Origin of the sequence: Polaribacter sp. KT25b (assembly GCF_900105145.1) — a bacterium.
GTDB lineage: Bacteria > Bacteroidota > Bacteroidia > Flavobacteriales > Flavobacteriaceae > Polaribacter.
Genome location: NZ_LT629752.1, coordinates 3537229 through 3555931 on the forward strand (window position 1 = coordinate 3537229; position 18703 = coordinate 3555931).

General features: G+C 28.7%; 19 protein-coding genes. 1 reads left to right on the forward strand and 18 read right to left on the reverse strand.

Annotation, left to right across the window (positions count from 1 at the left end):
• Positions 1-94: 94 nt before the first annotated feature.
• From BLT70_RS15280 to BLT70_RS15325, 10 genes are all read right to left on the reverse strand, one after another.
• A complete protein-coding gene (locus BLT70_RS15280; RefSeq protein ID WP_091896310.1) occupies positions 95-1036 on the reverse strand; it encodes a phosphoribosyltransferase in 942 nt (313 codons plus the stop codon).
• 40 nt (positions 1037-1076) lie between these two features.
• Positions 1077-2558, reverse strand: coding sequence for an O-antigen ligase (locus tag BLT70_RS15285; RefSeq protein ID WP_091896313.1), 1482 nt, complete (start codon positions 2556-2558; stop codon positions 1077-1079).
• Complete coding sequence (locus BLT70_RS15290) at positions 2558-3946, reverse strand: lipopolysaccharide biosynthesis protein (protein WP_091896316.1); 1389 nt, start codon at positions 3944-3946, stop codon at positions 2558-2560. Before BLT70_RS15290 ends, BLT70_RS15285 begins: the two co-directional genes overlap by 1 nt.
• A 10-nt stretch (positions 3947-3956) precedes the next feature.
• Positions 3957-6335, reverse strand: coding sequence for a hypothetical protein (locus BLT70_RS15295; protein WP_157691918.1), 2379 nt, complete (start codon positions 6333-6335; stop codon positions 3957-3959).
• A 15-nt stretch (positions 6336-6350) separates the two neighbouring features.
• Positions 6351-7088: a TolC family protein gene (locus BLT70_RS15300; RefSeq protein WP_091896322.1), complete on the reverse strand. Its 738-nt coding sequence runs from the start codon at positions 7086-7088 to the stop codon at positions 6351-6353.
• Positions 7089-7113: 25 nt separating this feature from the next.
• Positions 7114-8310 carry a sugar transferase gene (locus BLT70_RS15305; protein ID WP_091896325.1) on the reverse strand — a complete coding sequence of 399 codons (1197 nt, stop codon included), beginning with the start codon at positions 8308-8310 and terminating at the stop codon, positions 7114-7116.
• A 157-nt stretch (positions 8311-8467) separates the two neighbouring features.
• Positions 8468-8854 carry a response regulator gene (locus BLT70_RS15310; RefSeq protein WP_091897756.1) on the reverse strand — a complete coding sequence of 129 codons (387 nt, stop codon included), beginning with the start codon at positions 8852-8854 and terminating at the stop codon, positions 8468-8470.
• A 4-nt stretch (positions 8855-8858) separates the two neighbouring features.
• Positions 8859-9242 (reverse strand): hypothetical protein, encoded by a 384-nt coding sequence (locus BLT70_RS15315; RefSeq protein WP_157691919.1) that lies wholly within the window; start codon positions 9240-9242, stop codon positions 8859-8861.
• A 468-nt stretch (positions 9243-9710) separates the two neighbouring features.
• Positions 9711-10634 carry a UDP-glucuronic acid decarboxylase family protein gene (locus BLT70_RS15320; protein ID WP_091896330.1) on the reverse strand — a complete coding sequence of 308 codons (924 nt, stop codon included), beginning with the start codon at positions 10632-10634 and terminating at the stop codon, positions 9711-9713.
• A gap of 21 nt (positions 10635-10655) precedes the next feature.
• Positions 10656-12005, reverse strand: a complete 1350-nt coding sequence (locus BLT70_RS15325; RefSeq protein ID WP_091896333.1) for a UDP-glucose/GDP-mannose dehydrogenase family protein — start codon at positions 12003-12005, stop codon at positions 10656-10658.
• A 390-nt stretch (positions 12006-12395) separates the two neighbouring features.
• Between BLT70_RS15325 and BLT70_RS15330 the strand changes: the two genes are divergently transcribed.
• Complete coding sequence (locus BLT70_RS15330; RefSeq protein WP_091896336.1) at positions 12396-12803, forward strand: response regulator; 408 nt, start codon at positions 12396-12398, stop codon at positions 12801-12803.
• A gap of 281 nt (positions 12804-13084) precedes the next feature.
• On the opposite strand, the gene BLT70_RS15335 is transcribed toward BLT70_RS15330, so the two are convergent.
• The 8 genes from BLT70_RS15335 to BLT70_RS15370 form a co-directional block, all read right to left on the reverse strand.
• Positions 13085-13783 (reverse strand): LytTR family DNA-binding domain-containing protein, encoded by a 699-nt coding sequence (locus BLT70_RS15335; RefSeq protein ID WP_091896339.1) that lies wholly within the window; start codon positions 13781-13783, stop codon positions 13085-13087.
• A gap of 22 nt (positions 13784-13805) precedes the next feature.
• Positions 13806-14120 (reverse strand): Hpt domain-containing protein, encoded by a 315-nt coding sequence (locus tag BLT70_RS15340; RefSeq protein WP_091896342.1) that lies wholly within the window; start codon positions 14118-14120, stop codon positions 13806-13808.
• Positions 14121-14274: 154 nt separating this feature from the next.
• Entirely contained in the window at positions 14275-14724 is a 450-nt protein-coding gene (locus tag BLT70_RS15345; RefSeq protein ID WP_091896345.1) for an Lrp/AsnC ligand binding domain-containing protein, read from the reverse strand.
• Between the two features lie 82 nt (positions 14725-14806).
• Positions 14807-16147 carry an acetyl-CoA carboxylase biotin carboxylase subunit gene (gene accC / locus BLT70_RS15350; protein ID WP_091896348.1) on the reverse strand — a complete coding sequence of 447 codons (1341 nt, stop codon included), beginning with the start codon at positions 16145-16147 and terminating at the stop codon, positions 14807-14809.
• Positions 16148-16255: 108 nt separating this feature from the next.
• Positions 16256-16735, reverse strand: coding sequence for an acetyl-CoA carboxylase biotin carboxyl carrier protein (accB, locus tag BLT70_RS15355; protein ID WP_091896351.1), 480 nt, complete (start codon positions 16733-16735; stop codon positions 16256-16258).
• A 27-nt stretch (positions 16736-16762) separates the two neighbouring features.
• Positions 16763-17758, reverse strand: coding sequence for a beta-ketoacyl-ACP synthase III (locus tag BLT70_RS15360; protein WP_091896354.1), 996 nt, complete (start codon positions 17756-17758; stop codon positions 16763-16765).
• Between the two features lie 156 nt (positions 17759-17914).
• Positions 17915-18109 (reverse strand): 50S ribosomal protein L32, encoded by a 195-nt coding sequence (gene rpmF, locus BLT70_RS15365; protein ID WP_091896357.1) that lies wholly within the window; start codon positions 18107-18109, stop codon positions 17915-17917.
• 1 nt (position 18110) lies between these two features.
• On the reverse strand, positions 18111-18647 hold the full coding sequence (locus BLT70_RS15370) for a DUF177 domain-containing protein (RefSeq protein ID WP_091896360.1): 537 nt from the start codon (positions 18645-18647) through the stop codon (positions 18111-18113).
• Between the last annotated feature and the right edge of the window lie 56 nt (positions 18648-18703).

Consider the following 18703-nt stretch of genomic DNA (forward strand, 5'->3'; position numbering starts at 1 on the left):
TAAAAGAATTAGCAAAATGATTTGTATGATATTAAATAGTAACATAATAAATAGTTGAAATTAATATGATTTAGGCTTAATATTTATAAAAACACTATTTAAAACTCCTTAGTTTATTTCTCACTTTTAATCCAAATTCTCTTAGAAAAGGAAGGTGTTTTCCACTTTTTAGATTGTACATAAATGATTCTGATTCAAAAATCATTTCAAAATTAGCTGTACATAAAACAGGTTTTTTTGATATTCTATTAATTTCAATTGCTTGATTTAATTCGCTTTCAATAAATAACACATAAGGTTTAGACATGTACGCTTTTGCCTTATGATCTCCATGATTATTCGCTTTTTGTCTTGCTGCCATATTTGGCAAATCTAGCATTACTAAATCATTATATTTAATATTATTAGCAGCTAACCAGGTTACTGTTTCTTTTCTATATTTTTCTAGTCGAGATGTAACAATTGTTCCTATTTTACTACCAGGAATAAACAATGGTGGTGCATTTAAAATAAAATCTATATACTTTTCGCCATCATCATTTTGTTCTGGTAATGGATCTGCACATAACACACCATCAATATCAAAACAAGCTTTTTCTAAGGTTGTATGGTTTAATATATTCCATTGAAAATATCTTGGCAAAGGAACCAATTCAAAGAAATAGTCTACCATTTTTTCTTTACCAGGAACTACATAAATAGCACAATATTTAAGATCAAATTTATCTTCTAAGTGTTTTAAACTTTCTTTAACCTCTATCATAGCAGAACCAGATGCAATACTATCTTCTACTACTAAAACTTTTTTATGAGCTCCATCTGAATCAAAAAACTGACTTCTTGCTCCTGCTTTATAAATATGACCATTTAAAAACGAATCAATATCAGTATAAGGTCTATTAAGATAGAGTGATAATAAATTTGCAGGTAGCATTCCACTTCTTGGTACACCAACAATTAAATCAAAATCTCGAGGAATAATACTTAATCTTTGAAGTATTGTATTGTTTAAATCTTTTATGTTTCTGTAATTCATAATATTAGGTTTAAGAGTTCATTTTAATAACTTCTTTATGCTATAATTTGTTTAATGCGTTTTGATTCATTTCATTTTCCTTTTCAAATACTTCCGTATTTAAAACTATTGCCATAGTAGCATAAATTAATAGAGCCGTTGGCATTTGTCCTAAAATAGCATTTCCATAAGATGCTACCATAACACCAGCCATTCCTGCTATTAGTGCAGATATTTTATATTTTAAAATAGGGTCTTTTATTTTGAACATCACTATTAAACTTGCTTTTATCATCACATAAAAAAGGATTCCTAAATGAAGCAATAAGCCAACTATACCTTGTTCTACCCAAATTAAAACATACCAACTATCTGTTGCCACGTTAGAAAGGAAAGCATTTGGCAAATATCTTTGAGCTTTTGTACCACCATGCCCTATACCACCTCCAAAAGGTCTTGATGCTAGATAGTTTTTAAGTATTTTTTGATTATCTAATCTTACTTGCAAAGAGGCATTATTAGGGTCAAATGCAGTTCGCATTCTTCGCACTTGGGCATTGCCCTGAGCAATAGTTGTGTATTTAAAAAATACAAAAATTATAGCTAAAAAGGCAATTCCCGTAATAATCACTTTTATATTTTTGCTTAATATAAAATAAGTCATAAAACCTACTATAGGAACACTTAAAGCCCCACGAGTACCAGAAATAACCAAACCATAGATTCCTAAAACACCAACAAAAATGAAAAATAGCTTAGATAATATTTTTTTTTGAGACATAGAATAAATCAGAAATACAACACCTGTATAGCCTTGATTTGCTCCAAATTGTCCTGCATCACTATAAAAAGAAAACACTCTTAGTTTTCCAAAGAGAATATGTGTTTTGTAACTGCCTTCGTTCAACCATTCTTGTTCTGCAGCGTCTACTCCAAAAACCATCTGTAATATCCCCTTTAATGTGGCGAGTATAGAAAAAACACCCCAAACATATAAAAGCCATTCTAATTTTTTATTTGTATTTATAAATAGCAATGTCAATGGAACAAAGAGTAATGGGTAGAAAGCAATACCACGCCCTGAAATCCATGCTTGTATACTGCGTGCTTCTGGGTTAATGATTTCAAAAAGGGAATATCCAAACCATATAATGCACAAGAATGTAATACTTTTATTTGCTGGAGACCAATCTATTTTCTCTCTAAACTTATTCATAAATAAAGCTAAATAAGTTAAAAGAAGTATAGCATCTATTCCAAAACCTAAAGGAAGGCCTTTTATATAACGTCCTAAACCAATTAATAAAAAGTTTAATCCAACAGCGGTATAAAAACCTAGAATTGGGTAGCAGAATAAATAATATATAAATACAGATCCGAACATTAGAGCCAGTACTAAAACAATACCAATTACTCCAAATTTAACAACAACTACCGCTAAAATAGAAAGCAGCGCAAAAAGCAACAATAAATACCCAGGTTTTGATATATTCATTGAGCCTGAATAATTTTCAAAGGAATTTATGTTATTATGTTCGCTCATTACTTGTTTTTATTTTCAATTTTAACAAGGCGTTCGTAATGATTATGTGTAGCTTTATTAAAAAGTGAAACATAAAATAGCATACCTTTTCTAAAAATTTCTTTAAATGATAATGATAACTCTTTATCTAAAAAGTACATTCCCATCCAAATACCAAGAATGGTGAAAAAGATAGAAGCAATTGCCACAACAATTAATGATTTAAATATAAAAATTGCTACTAAATCTCCAATTACATTTGCTATTAGCATAACAAAAACCTTAATAGCATTAATTTTAGGTTTATTAACACTATCTAAACCAACGCCCGTCATTCTATCAATGGGTAATAATAATCCATAAATAGAAAAAACTCTAACAATATCAACAACATTAAAACCTGTTACTGGATCTGTTGTTAAATATTGATGTCCACTTATTACAATAACAAAGAATTCAGCAAACACAAATGTAACTAAACTAATTCCTACAAAAAGATATGTTAACGCTCCCGAATATGTGTAAAACAAACTTTTTACTTCATCTATTTTATTGTGTAAACTAGCTTTAGACATCTTAGGAAAAGCAGTTGCAACAAAACTTCGCAAAGGTATTTGTTGTAATTCTGTAAGCTTTAAAGGAATACTGTAGAGAGCAACTGCAGCACTACCTAAAGGACTTAAGCTTATAATTAACGTATCTACACTACGTAATAAATTAGTACCAATTAGCGTAAATGTTGTGTATTTACCAAAATGTAATAAAACTTTATTAGTTTCTACACTAGCTTTTTTTATAAGAAGTATGCCGTCCCAGCCTAGAACAAAACTTAATATTGATGTAGCTGCATTTACTATAATTAAACCTATAACTAATTGATTCAGTGTTAATTTTAAAATTAAAAAATGTATTAAAATTATTATAAAAAAAACTCCACTATTAATAGATTTAAGTGCTAAAATTTGCATATACTTTCTATCTGCTTGTAATACAACCAAAGCAATATTCCAAGGAAGGTTTAAAAATGCCAGTAAAGGATACCAAGTAAAAAACATGTTATATCCAGAATTCTGAATGGCTTCAGGAAAAAATAATTTACAAAAAATTAGTACTAATGCCACTAAAACGGTTGCACATAAGCTAATTAAAGCATTAGAACCTATAAGTTTCACTCTAGAGTTATCATCAGCTCCAGAAAGATATCTTATCAAACCAGTATTCGTAATCCCAAATCTAAACATTTCGACTAATGATCCTGCAGCAATAAACAAAACCCATTCACCAAAAACTTCTAACGATAAACTTCTTGCAAGTAAAGCAAAACCACTAATACCTAAAATAGCAATTACAACATTTCCTGATAAAGACAGGAAATTATCCTCACTCACTATTTTTTTTAGTTTTTTCATTTGTACTAAATTAAATTTGGGAATTAGAAAAAAATTGAAATTTAAAAATCGTTTTTAATCTGGCTCTAAATTTACTTCGTTCTTTAGGTAATTCTCCTAAAACCGATTCCATTTCATCTATATGAACTCCATTTAAAATAAAATTAATTTTTGATGCAGATGTAGTTAATAAGTTACTCATAGCAGACTTATCTGCATCTGACCATACACGATTAGAACGACAAACTAAAATACCCAAATCTGCATTATCTATCAAAGACAAAGGATAATTATTATATATTAAAGCTGGCAACTCAATAATTACAAAATCAGGATTATAATTAAGAGAAATATTGTTTTGTTCTAGCATTTCTGAATAATCCTTTGCATCAATAAATTGATTATTTATAGTATAAGAAAAATATTCAGAATTATCAAGATAACTAGAAACTTCGGATAAAAAAGGGTTAGTACGGTCTATTCGTGAATCTGGATAACCTAAAATTTTATTAAGAAACGGGTATTTTATTTGCTGATTAATAGGCTCTGGTTCACTATCATAATTTAACAATACTACTTTTTTACCTTCTGCCTTCAATGTTCTAGCAATATTGCCAGCTACAACTGTTTTACCTTCTTTTTTACGAGTACTAAAAACTATAATTGTTTTTACTGCCTTTTTAGAAGCATTTTTATCCAAATATTGTACTATATTTTGAGTAATTATTCCTATCACCCTTTTTTGTATAAATGCTATATCAACACCTAATGTGTCTACAACCATTTTAGGTAGCATTCCTAATGATTTTAAACCTAATTTTTTACTTGCTCTACTAGTGTTTCTTAGAGTATTATCAAAATACTCCATTAATAAAATAATTCCTAAAGTTAAAATACCACCTAAAAAAGCTGCTGCAATAATAAATAATCCTCTTTTAGTTGGATTGGCCGATAATGGGTAATATGGTGGGTCAATAGATTTTATATTAGAAGACATTTCGTTGTCTTGTAATTTTAATTTTGCTAAATTTAATCCATGAAGTAATTCTAAATAGCCTTGTTCTGAAACCGAAATTTCTCGTTCCAATCTTTTAATTGTAGCACCTGCTGGAGCATAAGTTGCGTATTGCTCCAGAAATTTTCTATTTTGCTGATCCATAACACCTATCTTAGCCTTAAGATTATCTGCCTCAACAACACTATTCATCCAATCTGGAAGCACTTTAGATAATTGAACACCTTCAACAGAATTTTGATAACTATATATATTATCAACACTTTCTCTAAGTTCATTATTTATAACTTCTTTTTGTTTTTCTAAGTCATTTATTTTAGATAAAAGTAATTCGTTTGCTTTAGATTCTAAACTCCCTTCATGAAATGCTATTTGGTAATTAATATCTCCTAATAACTTCTTGTTTTCAAGAATTTTATAAGTTTCTTTTTGAATTTTATCTTGTACTTTTAGCTTTTCTTCAAGTCTTTTGGTTGATGCTATGGTTCCAGCCAATTGCGCCTTTTTATTATTATAATCAACCTCCATATCTTCTTTAACTACAGCAACAGCCTTACTCTGTTCGTAATAGTTTATAATATTATGAGTTTTATTGAACTCTAAAAGTTTCTCTTCGGCCTTTTTTAAACTTTTATTAGCTAGGCTTAATTGTTCTTCAAAATATTTAACAACAGCATCTGATCTGTTTTCTTTTATCTTTTTATAATTTTTTATACATACTGCATTGTATATTTCAAGTGTTTGTTGACAAATGCCAGGATCATCAACAGTATAACTTATTTTAACTAAATCACTACTATTAATTCTAGACGCTTTTATAGTTGATAAAGCTTTAAGCGAATAGTGCAAATCTTCTTCATAATTTAGCAATTCATAAATATAATTACCACTACTACTCTTCATCAAGGTTAACAAATTTTCAACCGTTTTTTCATAATTATATCTATTTATTTCAGGCGGAAGAAAATTATAGACAGCAAGTGAATCTATTTGTAAACCTGCTTTATTCTCTCCCTTTTCAATGTAGTTATAGATATCTTTAGGAACTTTTAAACTTAGTTCATCAAAAATCTTTTTTGAAATATATTTTGGATTAGCTTCAGGTAACATAAGGTGTGTAGCTAATAATCGTACAGCTACTTCTTCTTGGGTTTCTCTTGAATTAATAATATTAATTAAATTATCAAAAGCTATATTGGTAGCAAAATAATTGAATGTTTTATCCATTTCAATAGAAGAACCTGTAGCAAGACCTGTATACAATACCGTTTGAGAAGTATATTCAAGGTTTGGTTTAAGAGTAAGAATCAAAACCAATAAAGCAAGCAAAAATGGCACAAAAATTAAAACACCCAAATGCCTTAATATCAATCGTATAAAATCAACTATTTTCATATTTTTATTTTAAGCTTATTGGTAAAATGTAAACCCAGCCATATCTTCTAAAAGTTTCTTTGCAGTTATAAATTCAGATTTAGCAAATTCATAATCTACCTCTACATTAGAAGTAATACTTGTGATTCTTACATATTCAGAAACCGGAACTACACCATTACGAAATTCCTTTTCAACCATTTGCATATTCACTTTTCCATCTCCAAAAGCTTTAGATTTAATTTTAAGTATTTTTTGTTTTAAAATTAAATTTTGGTACATTTTAATTACTGTTTGACGAATTTCATCTTCTATAGATTGAGCCATACTCTTGGCTTCATCAATTTCTAATTTAGCCAATTTAACTTGGTTTTTTCTATTTAATAAATCAAACACAGGAAACTTAATATAAGCTCCAACAAAGTAAGTGGCTTGTTGAGTTGTCACTAAAGATGAAGAACTAATTGCACCATCACTATCTGTAGAAAAACTGTTAAGATTTCCAAACTTTGTTTCTGCTTGAAACCCAAAATTTCTTGTCCAATATATTTTTTCAGTTTTAAGTGTAGATTCCTTAACACCAATATGATGCTTTCTAAAATTTAAACCAGCACTACGCTTCAAAACAGAATCTAAAACTACATTAAGCGGAGGTAGACCAAATTCACTTCCTTCTAATGAATTATCGTCAATTTGAGATGTTTGAGCTTGAATTGTATTTAAAGAAATAGCAATTAAACAACATATTGATAGTAGATGAAAAAATTTATTCATTTTTATTAGGCTATAAATTTAAGATTTAAACGGTATCAGATTGAAATAAAGCTGGTACTGTTCTTAAAATAAGTTTAATATCATACCAAAAAGAATAATTATCGCCAATAAACTGATCTGCGTATTCATTATCTAATCGCATACGTTCTTCTTCAGACATCTTTCCTCCTTTACCTCTAAGTTCTACTTGCCATAAACCGGTAATTCCTGGAGGCGCTAAAAATCTTTTTGATAAATCATCTCCAGTTAACATTTCTGCTTCATAAACTGGCAAAGGTCTATTACCAACAATAGACATATCTCCTTTTAAAACATTTATTAATTGTGGCAATTCATCTATACTGGTATTTCTTATAAACTTACCAACCCTAGTAATCCTAGGATCGTCAACAATTTTTACAAACGTAGAATTGTTTTTAGCCGATTCTCGTTTTTGAACATTAAACCAATAATCACAAATTTGATGTGTGTCTATGTACATAAGAGGAGAGCATGTTTCGCCATCTGGTAAAGCACTACATCTTGGACAAGGAATTTCTAGAGTGCTATCTTCTGATTTTATTTCTTCCTTTTTATACTGATTTTTTTCTGCAGCTAATTTTTTTAGTAACTCATCAGATCCAGTTCGCATAGATCTTAGCTTATAAAAATCGAATGTTTTTCTACCAACTCTTTTAGAAATGTAATATACCTTACCTTTAGATTCTAATCTTATAGCTAAAAGAATAAGCAATAAAAATGGTGAAGCTAAAAGCAACACAGAAGAAGCTACAAAAATATCAAAAAGACGTTTAGAAATTGGCATTTTATAACCTTCTTCTTTAATTTTTGGTACTTCCTTTTTACTAATAGGTTTTTTATGAGTACATAGAAACTCTACCCTCTTTAAAATATCTTCTGGATTTGTAACTGTAGATACATAAAAATCATCTATTTGTTTTTTAAATGCTCTTTTGTAAACATCTACATTAAACTCTTTAGCTATTAATACAAACGGAATGGAGTTATATTCGCTCTGAGCTCTAATCCAGTCATATAGAAATACCCCAGTGTTTCCAGGTAAATAATAATCGCAAATTATAGCATCAATTTTTTGATTAGATTGCAGATATTTAGTAGCCTTAATACTGTTTTCTAAATTTGTTATTGTACAATTTTTATTATCTAGATTAAAGTAATCTCTTAAATTACCAATATATAAAATGTTAATATTTGAACTCATTGGGACACTTTTTAATTTGCAATTTTGTATTTATAGTTAGAATTTACCAACTCTTTAGCTTATAATTTATAAAGAAGTTTAAAAAAACATATTTCAGTTCAAAAATATATTTACTTAACAAGAACATCTTGTTATTCTACCTCAAAAATTATTTTCATTACCATTCTATTGCATAATGAATTGGATATAGATTCTTCTTAACCAATTCTTCAAGCTCTTCTGGATTAAATGGTTTGGTAAGATAATCTTGCGCACCTAGCCTATAACATTTTATACGTTCTTTACTTTCTGCCCTTCCAGACAACATAACTACTGGTGTGTGTTTTGTAAAACCTCGCGTACGAACCTTGGTCAAAAACTCATAACCATCCATTTCAGACATTTGAATATCAGAGATAATAAGATCTGGAAGATTATCTTCTAACCATTCTAGAGCTTCTAGAGCACTATAAATTGTAACAACCTCATAGTCTTTAGAAAGAAAATTCTGTAATAACATACATATACTTATCTCGTCATCTACAACTAGTATCTTTTTCTTCATAATTTTATTTATCAATTAGGTTAAAATCAATTTTTAATTCACTAATAACTTCATTTATCATCAAATCAAGATTTTCAATTTTTGAATCTAACTCTAAAGATGTGGTTTCTTTCGAAATCAAATCTTCAGCCAAAAGAAATTCTTTCTCTAATTTAGATGTTCCAAAATAAGTTAAAAGAGGTTTTATTTTATGAGCCAAACTTTTAATTTTCAAAAAGTCGTTTTCAGAATAGGCTATTTTAATATCTTTTATTGATTGTGAAATTTGTCCTATAAAAACTTCAACCATGTTCAAAACCTGTTCTTGATTGCCTCGACACATTTGGTCGACTAACTGAAGGTCGTATAATTTAATCTTTGAAAGATTAGAGTTTGGGGGTAAATTCATAATAGTATTTATTTGGCACTACATTTTATAAATGTACAATTTAAAATTCAAAATTAAAACAGATTTAAATATTAATGTACTAAAATATGCAAAATACTATTTTTTTAAAAAAACAAAAAGAAAAAAATTCTCTAATTCACTCATCACTAACTATTTATTATCTATATAAATACATTAATGATTCATTTTTATACTAATTTCCATTTTAAAACAGAAGACATACACATAGTTTACTGATTATCAATATATTTAAACTATTAACATCAATAACAAAATTATATTAACACTTTATAACTAAAATCTCTTTTTTACTAACAAAACAATAAACTTATTCCGATATTTATACTGAACACCTAAAAGCTGATCTGTAAAAATATCGGAATGATTATAAATACACACTTTGTGTATACACTAAAATATATTTTTAATCATTTTTTTCTAGTAGATTAAAATTATTTAGTTGTAGAATTAGATAATTGTCTTAAAAAAATCAATCGTCTTTATTAAACCATCATCTAACTGCACTTTTGGCGACCAATCTAATTCTTTTTTAGCAAGAGAAATATCTGGTTGTCTTTGCATAGGATCATCCGAAGGTAAAGGTTTATAAATAATTTTAGATGTAGAGCCTGTTAATTTTATTACTTTTTGAGCTAACTCAAGAATTGTAAATTCATTAGGGTTACCAACATTTACAGGACCTGTAAAACCGTCTCTAGAGTTCATTAACCTAATCATACCTTCCACTAAATCATCTACATACTGAAAGCTACGTGTTTGATTTCCTTCCCCATAAACAGTAATATCCTGATTTTGTAATGCTTGAACAATAAAATTTGAAACTACACGACCATCATGAGGATGCATATTAGGGCCATAAGTATTAAAAATTCTAATAATTTTAATATCAACATTGTTTTGCTGATGATAATTTACAAACAAAGTTTCTGCAGATCTTTTTCCTTCATCATAACAAGCACGTTCTCCAATAGGATTTACATGTCCCCAATAAGATTCTGTTTGTGGATGTACTAATGGATCTCCATAAACTTCACTTGTAGAAGCTTGTAATATTTTTGCATTTACTCGTTTTGCCAATCCTAACATATTAATAGCCCCCATAACAGATGTTTTCATTGTTTTTATTGGGTTGTATTGATAATGTACTGGAGAAGCCGGACACGCTAAATTGTAAATTTGATCTACTTCAATATAAAAAGGCTCGGTAACATCATGACGAATTAATTCAAAATAAGGGTTCTTTAAAAGATGAATAATATTTTGTTTTTGGCCTGTAAAGTAATTGTCTAAACAATATACTTCATTACCTTCATTTAACAAACGCTCACACAAGTGCGAACCAACAAAACCAGCTCCGCCAGTTACAAGAATTTTTTTCTAATCATAATATTTTTAATTTACGGTAAGGGATTTGTTACTTTCTGCAGTATCTACACCAATACAGAAATACTCAAAACCATTTCTTTTAATTTGATCTCTATCATAAATGTTTCTACCATCAAAAATAACTTTATTGTTTAATAATTTTTTAATGATTTTAAAACTTGGAAATTTAAATTCTGGCCATTCTGTTAATATTGCCATACAATCTGCATCGATTAGAGCCTCATATTGTTCTTCACAATAAGTAATTGTATCTCCAAAATGATGTTTTGCTTCTTCTATAGCAACTGGATCGTAAGCTTTAACGTTTGCTCCTGCTTTTAAAAGACTATCTATAATGTATAATGACGGTGCTTCACGCATGTCATCTGTTTGAGGTTTAAAAGAAAGCCCCCAAACACCTATCGTTTTACCTTTTAAATCTCCTTTAAAGTAAGCATTTATTTTATTAAACAAAACTAGCTTTTGATACTTATTAACAGCCTCTACTGCTTTAAGCACCTGTAATTCGTAATTATTTTCGCTAGCTGTTCTAATTAAGGCTTGCACATCTTTTGGGAAACAAGAACCTCCATAACCAATTCCTGGATAAATAAATTTAGGTCCAATTCTAGAATCGGATCCAATACCTTTTCTTACTTTATTAATATCTGCACCAACAATTTCACATAAATTAGCAATATCGTTTATAAAACTAATTTTTGTTGCAAGCATTGAGTTTGCAGCATATTTTGTCATTTCTGCAGAAACTATATCCATAAAAATAACTGGATGACCATTTAGCGTAAATGGATTATATAAACTTTTCATTAAGTCTTCTGCTCTCTGACTATCTAAACCAACTACAATTCTATCTGGTTTTAAAAAATCATCAATAGCAGCTCCTTCTTTTAAAAATTCTGGATTAGAAGCAACATCAAATTCTATATCAACATTTCTTTTATCTAACTCTTCTTGTAGTGCTTTTTTTACCTTTTTTGATGTTCCAACAGGTACAGTACTTTTTGTTACCACAAGCATATAATCATTCATATGTTTACCACAATCTCTAGCAACTGCAAGCACATATTTAAGATCGGCACTACCATCTTCATCTGGTGGTGTTCCAACAGAAATAAATAAAACTTCAGATTCTTCTAAAGCTTCTTTTATACTTGTTGTAAAACTAAGCCTTCCTTTCTTCATGTTTCTGGTAATCATTTCTTCTAAACCAGGCTCATAAATAGGTATAATTCCTTCTTTAAGGTTTTCAATCTTCTTTTGGTCAATATCAACACAAGTAACGTCAATACCTACTTCAGAGAAACAAGCGCCGGTAACAAGACCAACATAACCGCTTCCCACAATTGTAACTTTCATAATTTTAATTTTGGGGTTTTTTAAGATCTTTTAAATATACATATTTATCTTAAAATAAGTTTATGAAAAATAAAAAATATGAGCCTTTATCTGTTTTATTTAAACTTCACTATTTACTATTTTATAAAACACTAATTATTAGTAAATTAATTTTCTTTCCATTTTTTTAAAATAAACAATAGCAATAATTATAAATTTCAGTCACTTAAAAAAATCAAAATACTATAATTCAGTTGATTAAATCTTAAAAAATAATTTACTAACAATTAATTTCAGAAAATATTAGTTTCATTTAAGTCGACCTTTTTGATTATTAAATTTATATTTTAGTAATTTTGAAAATCTACGTGATTATAGTTAAAAACTACATTAAGAATAATACAGCAAAAAATGAATACAAAAGAAAACACAAATACAACTTCTTTTAGTTTAAAAGGTAAAAAAATACTTGTTGTTGATGATAATATTATGAATAGAATGGTAGCAAATGTTATTTTACAAGAATTTGAGGTAACAGTTTTAGAAGCTGCTGATGGTGACGAAGCTGTAAATTACCTAAAAGACAACAGTTGTGATTTAGTTTTAATGGATCTTCAAATGCCTGTATTAGACGGTTTCAAAGCATCAGAAATAATTAGACAAGAGCTAAAGTTAGAAACACCTATTATAGCTTTAACAGCAAGTGATATTCAAGAAGAAAAGGAAAAGTGTTTTGAAGTTGGAATGAATGATTATCTCTTTAAACCCTTTAATAAAAATCAGTTTATTAAAATTATTATTAAATGGATAAATAATTAATTTTTTGCGAATATAAAATTAACCTACTTAATTATTTATTAGACCATTAAAAAAAATAATAAAGAAAAAATTGATAGTTTTTATAATTAAAAAAGGACTGAAAAATCAGTCCTTCTTATATCAATTTATAAATCCCCCAACTTATAATTGCTTATTTGTAATTATAAAATTACATATTTCAAAGAAACAACAACTTTGTTAAAACATTGCACAAATGTCGTTCAATGGTAAATAAGTAACGACGAATGAACAGAAAATAACGATAAAAGAAATCGAGTAATTTATAAAAGGTTTAATTTTTTCATTAATTCACTCTTATTAGACCTACTCACTGGCACAACAACCTGTCTTATTAAAACCGTATTATCTTCAATATCTATTATTTCAGAAAAATTAATAATAAAAGATCTATGTACTTTAAAAAACATATTTGATGGAAGTTTGTCTTCTATCTTTTTTAATGTAGAATGCACCAAGTAATTTTTATCATTCGTTTTAATATTTATATAATCTCCTTTTGCTTCAATTAAATAAATACTTGCTATATCTACTTTTACTAACCTTTTATCAACATTAACATAAATAAATTCTGATAATTTTTCATCAGTTAACAAAGGTTTGTCCACTATAGAAATAGCGACTAACTTTTCTAAGGATTTTTCAAATCTTTCCTTAGATATTGGTTTTACTAAATAATCTACCACACTTTTATACTCAAAAGCTTCTAAAGCAAGGTTTTTATCCGAAGTAGTTAAAACAATTTTTGGCGGATTTTTTAAAGTCTCAATAAAATCGAATCCAGAAAAAGTAGGCATATGAATATCTAAATAGACTAAATCTACCTTATTATTATTTAAATATTTTATAGCATCAATTGCAGAAGAAAATTCTTCAAGAACATTAATTGATTGTGATTTAAGACAATGTTGTTTTATAATTAGTCTAGCTGTAGCGTCATCATCAATAATTATACAAACCATATTATAACATCTATGTAGTTATTTATAGATGTAAATATAAGCCAATTTTGTTTAAAATTTCTAAAAAACTAGAATGTAGTGTGGTTTTACCTTCTTTTAATTCATTTTCAAAATCTGTTGCCATATCAAAACCTTCTTTTAACCCTAACAAACTAATTTTATGTTTTAATTTATGTACGTTATTTGAAGCTTCTTCATACTTTTTTTGTGAAAAATTTTTTATAAACAACTTAACCTCTTCTGGAAATTCTTTTTTTATTATTTCTAAAAGACTCTCTTGAAAAGCGGCATCATCACCTACAATTTCTTTTATAAATACTAAATTAGGTTGCTCCATTTTGTCTTTTATTTACTAAGATATATGTAATTCTCATTAAATTCTTGATATATACAAAAATGAAATAAAAAAAACGCACATTTTAATTTATTTGATAAATCGTTAACAAAACTCTTTAAAGAGTGAAAATCAACAGTTAAGACGTCTTTTAAAATTAAATAGATATTTGTCTATCAATCTGTTGATCTAATGAAATAAAGGTTTCTGTTCTAGAAACACCTTTTATATTTTGAATATCTTTATTTAAAAGATGCATTAAATCTTCATTATTTTTACACAAAACCTTTATAAAGATAGCATAATTTCCTGTTGTATAATGGCTTTCTATAATTTCTGGAATCTCTTTTAACCTTTTTATTGCTGATGAGTATAAACTAGAAGAATCTAAAAAAACACCTATAAAAGCAGTGGTAGAATATCCTAAAATTTTTGGATTTATAACCATTTTATAACCATCTATTAATTTAGATTTTTCTAACTTTCTTAAACGTTGATGAATAGCAGCACCAGAAACACCTACTTCTCTTGCTATACTAAGAATAGGAGTTCTTGCATCATTTACTAAACTTTTAATAATTATTTTATCAATTCCGTCAATTTTCATAGAGATACTTTTAGATAAAGATAAAAAAAATAGAGAACACACAAATGTATTCTCTATTTTAAATATTTGATTCTAAAATATTTTAAGATTCCATTACAAAATCTTCCATAAATTTAGTAGTATAATTACCAGCTACATAATCTGGATGATCCATTAATTGTCTATGAAAAGGTATTGTTGTTTTAATGCCTTCGATTACAAATTCATCTAATGCTCTTTTCATTTTATTAATTGCTTCTTCTCTAGTTTGAGCAGTAACAATTAATTTAGCAATCATAGAGTCGTAATTGGGTGGTATCGTATAACCTGCATACACATGTGTGTCCATTCTTACTCCGTGACCTCCTGGCGTATGTAATGTTACTATTTTTCCAGGAGATGGTCTAAAATTATTATACGGGTCTTCCGCATTAATTCTACATTCAATAGCATGCAATTGTGGATAATAATTTCTACCAGAAATTGGCACACCAGCAGCAACTAAAATTTGTTCGCGAATTAAATCGTAATTTACAACTTCTTCTGTTATTGGGTGTTCTACTTGAATACGAGTATTCATCTCCATAAAATAGAAATTTCTATGTTTATCAACTAAAAACTCTACTGTACCTGCACCTTCATAACCTATATATTCAGCAGCTTTAACAGCTGCATCTCCCATTTTTTCTCTTAATTCATCTGTCATAAAAGGAGAAGGCGTTTCTTCTGTTAACTTTTGATGACGTCTTTGAACAGAACAATCTCTTTCTGATAAATGACACGCTTTACCATAAGAATCTCCAACAATCTGAATTTCAATATGTCTTGGCTCTTCAATAAGCTTCTCCATGTACATATCATCATTACCAAAAGCAGCTTTACTTTCTTGCCTTGCAGATTCCCAAGCATCTTTTAAATCTTCAGATTTCCAAACAGCACGCATTCCTTTACCTCCTCCACCAGCAGAAGCTTTTAACATTACCGGATAACCTGTTTCTATTGCAATTTTTTCACAATCTTCAAAGTCTTTAATTACACCTTCACTTCCTGGCACACAAGGTACACCAGCAGCTATCATGGTAGATTTTGCATTTGCTTTATCTCCCATTTGATCTATCATTTTACCAGTAGCACCAATAAATTTAATATTATGCTCTTCACATAAATTCGAAAATTTAGCGTTTTCTGATAAAAAACCATATCCAGGATGAATTGCATCTGCATTTGTAATTTCTGCAGCTGCAATAATATTAGACATTTTTAAATAAGACTCTGAGCTAGAAGGTGGGCCAATACAAACAGCTTCATCCGCAAATCTAACGTGCAAACTTTCTGCATCTGCTGTAGAATATACAGCAACAGTTTTTATACCCATTTCTTTACAGGTTCTAATAACACGTAATGCTATTTCTCCCCTATTGGCAATTAATATTTTTTTAAACATCTTGTTTCAATTTTAGTTATTATAAGTTAAACTTAAGAAGTTCAATATTTAACATCAAACAAAAAGTTAGAATAAATTTCTAACTTTAAATATTAAGCTTCTCACTAACTAAGATGGATCTACTAAAAATAATGGTTGATCATATTCAACCGGAGAAGAATCATCTACTAAAATTTTAACGATTTTACCTGATACTTCAGATTCAATTTCGTTAAATAATTTCATTGCCTCAATAACACAAACAGTATCACCAACACTTACTTCTGTACCAACTTCTACAAAGTTTGGTTTATCTGGAGCTGGTTTTCTGTAAAAAGTACCAATTATTGGCGATTTTACAACAAGGTATTTAGATTCATCATCTGCTTTAACAGCTGTAACTATTTCTGCAACAGAATTACCAGCTACTGGAGCGGCGGCGGCAACGGGAGGTACATTTGCATATGGAGCAGCTTGTACTATTGTCGTTTCTGTTTTTTCTGTACCCGTTTTAATAGTAATCTTTATATCTTCCATTTCTAACTTTACCTCGCTAGCGCCAGATTTAGCTACAAATTTTATAAGATTTTGAATTTCTTTAATATCCATGATTCTTATTGTTTAGTTATTTTTTATTTATGAATTATAAGCCCATTTTAAATAGATAGCTCCCCAAGTGAAGCCGCCACCAAATGCTGCAAAAATTAAATTGTCTCCTTTTTTTAATTGATTTTCATAATCTGCTAATAAAAGAGGTAAAGTTGCTGATGTTGTATTACCATATCTATGAATATTCATCATTACTTTCTCTGATGCAACACCAACTCTATTTGCAGTGGCTTCAATTATTCTTTTATTTGCTTGATGCGCCACTAACCATTGAATATCTGGTTCTGTTAAATTATTTCTAGTTAACATTTTCTCTGCAACATCTGCCATATTAGAAACTGCATATTTAAATACAGTTTTACCTTCTTGATAAACAAAATGCTTATTATCATTTACCGTTTGCGCTGTAGTAGGCATAATAGATCCACCAGCTTCTATTCTTAGAAAATCTCTACCAATTCCGTCACTTCTTAAATACTCATCTTGCAAGCCTAAACCTTCATTATTAGGTTCAAATAATGCTGCTCCTGCTCCATCACCAAATATTATACAAGTTGCTCTGTCATTATAATCTATAATCGACGACATTTTATCTGCACCTATTAATAACACTTTTTTATATCGACCAGACTCTATATAACTAGCAGCAGTAGACATACCGTATAAAAAACTAGAACAAGCAGCTTGTAAATCGTAAGCAAATGCATTTACTGCACCAACTTCTGAAGCTACATAAGCAGCTGTTGATGCTACTGGTAAATCTGGCGTTGCTGTACCAACAATAACCAAATCTATTTCTTCTGGATTTACTTTAGATTTTTTTAATAAATCCTCAACAGCTTTTATTGCCATATAAGACGTACCTAATCCTTCGCCTTTTAGAATTCTTCTTTCTTTAATTCCAGTTCTTGAAGTAATCCATTCATCATTAGTATCTACATACTCCTCTAACTCTTTATTTGTTAGAATATAATCAGGAACGTATTTTCCTACAGCTGTAATTGCAGCAGTGATTTTAGTCATAAGTAAGGTTTAGTTTCTAAAATTTAGAATAGTCAAAAGTAGTGAAAAATATTTCACCTTTTTGGTTAAAAATTATCCAAAGAGATAGTTTTTATGTGAAAAACGTAAAAAAACCCTCAAATTTGAGGGTTTTCGTGTGTTTTTAAAAGGATGTTTTTAAGCTTCTGCTGCTGCAGATTCTAAAACAACTTGACCTCTGTAATATAATTTACCTTCGTGCCAATGAGCTCTATGATATAAATGAGCTTCTCCTGTTGTTGGATCTGTTGCAATTTGTTGATCAGCTGCTTTATAATGTGTTCTCCTTTTATCTCTTCTAGTTTTAGATATTTTTCTCTTAGGATGTGCCATTTTATGTCTTTTTTTCTGTTATTAAATTCTTTAATTTATCCCACCTTGGGTCTGTATTATCTACAGTTTTTACTTCTTTTATTTGTAATTCTTTTAATTTGTTTAATGCTTCAGATTCCATTGTGCCATCTAATACTTTTGGATGAACTCTTTTATTTGGAACCGCTAAAACAATCATCTCATATATATATTGAGACACATCAATTTCATAAGCCTCATGAGGTAATATTAAAATTTCCTCATTATCATCATTATATTCTGGTCCAAAATTTACTACTATTGGCAATTTTGTATTTATTTCTTGATGATATAACTCATTTGATACATCACAAGGAACTTCTACAGTACCTTCGGCAGTAAAATTTAGCTCAAATAATGTGCTTTTTTTTACGAATGTTAATAAAACTTTTACTGATGAACTACTAAACTCATCAAAATTAAAAGCTTCAAAGAACTTACTATCAATTATATACTCGAAGAGATGTTTTCCTTCTTTTAACCCTACAAATGGTATCGTGAAATCTTTCAAACCTTTCATTATCAAACATCAATTGAGCGGGCAAAGATACAAAAAAATGTATTTCTGCAATATTT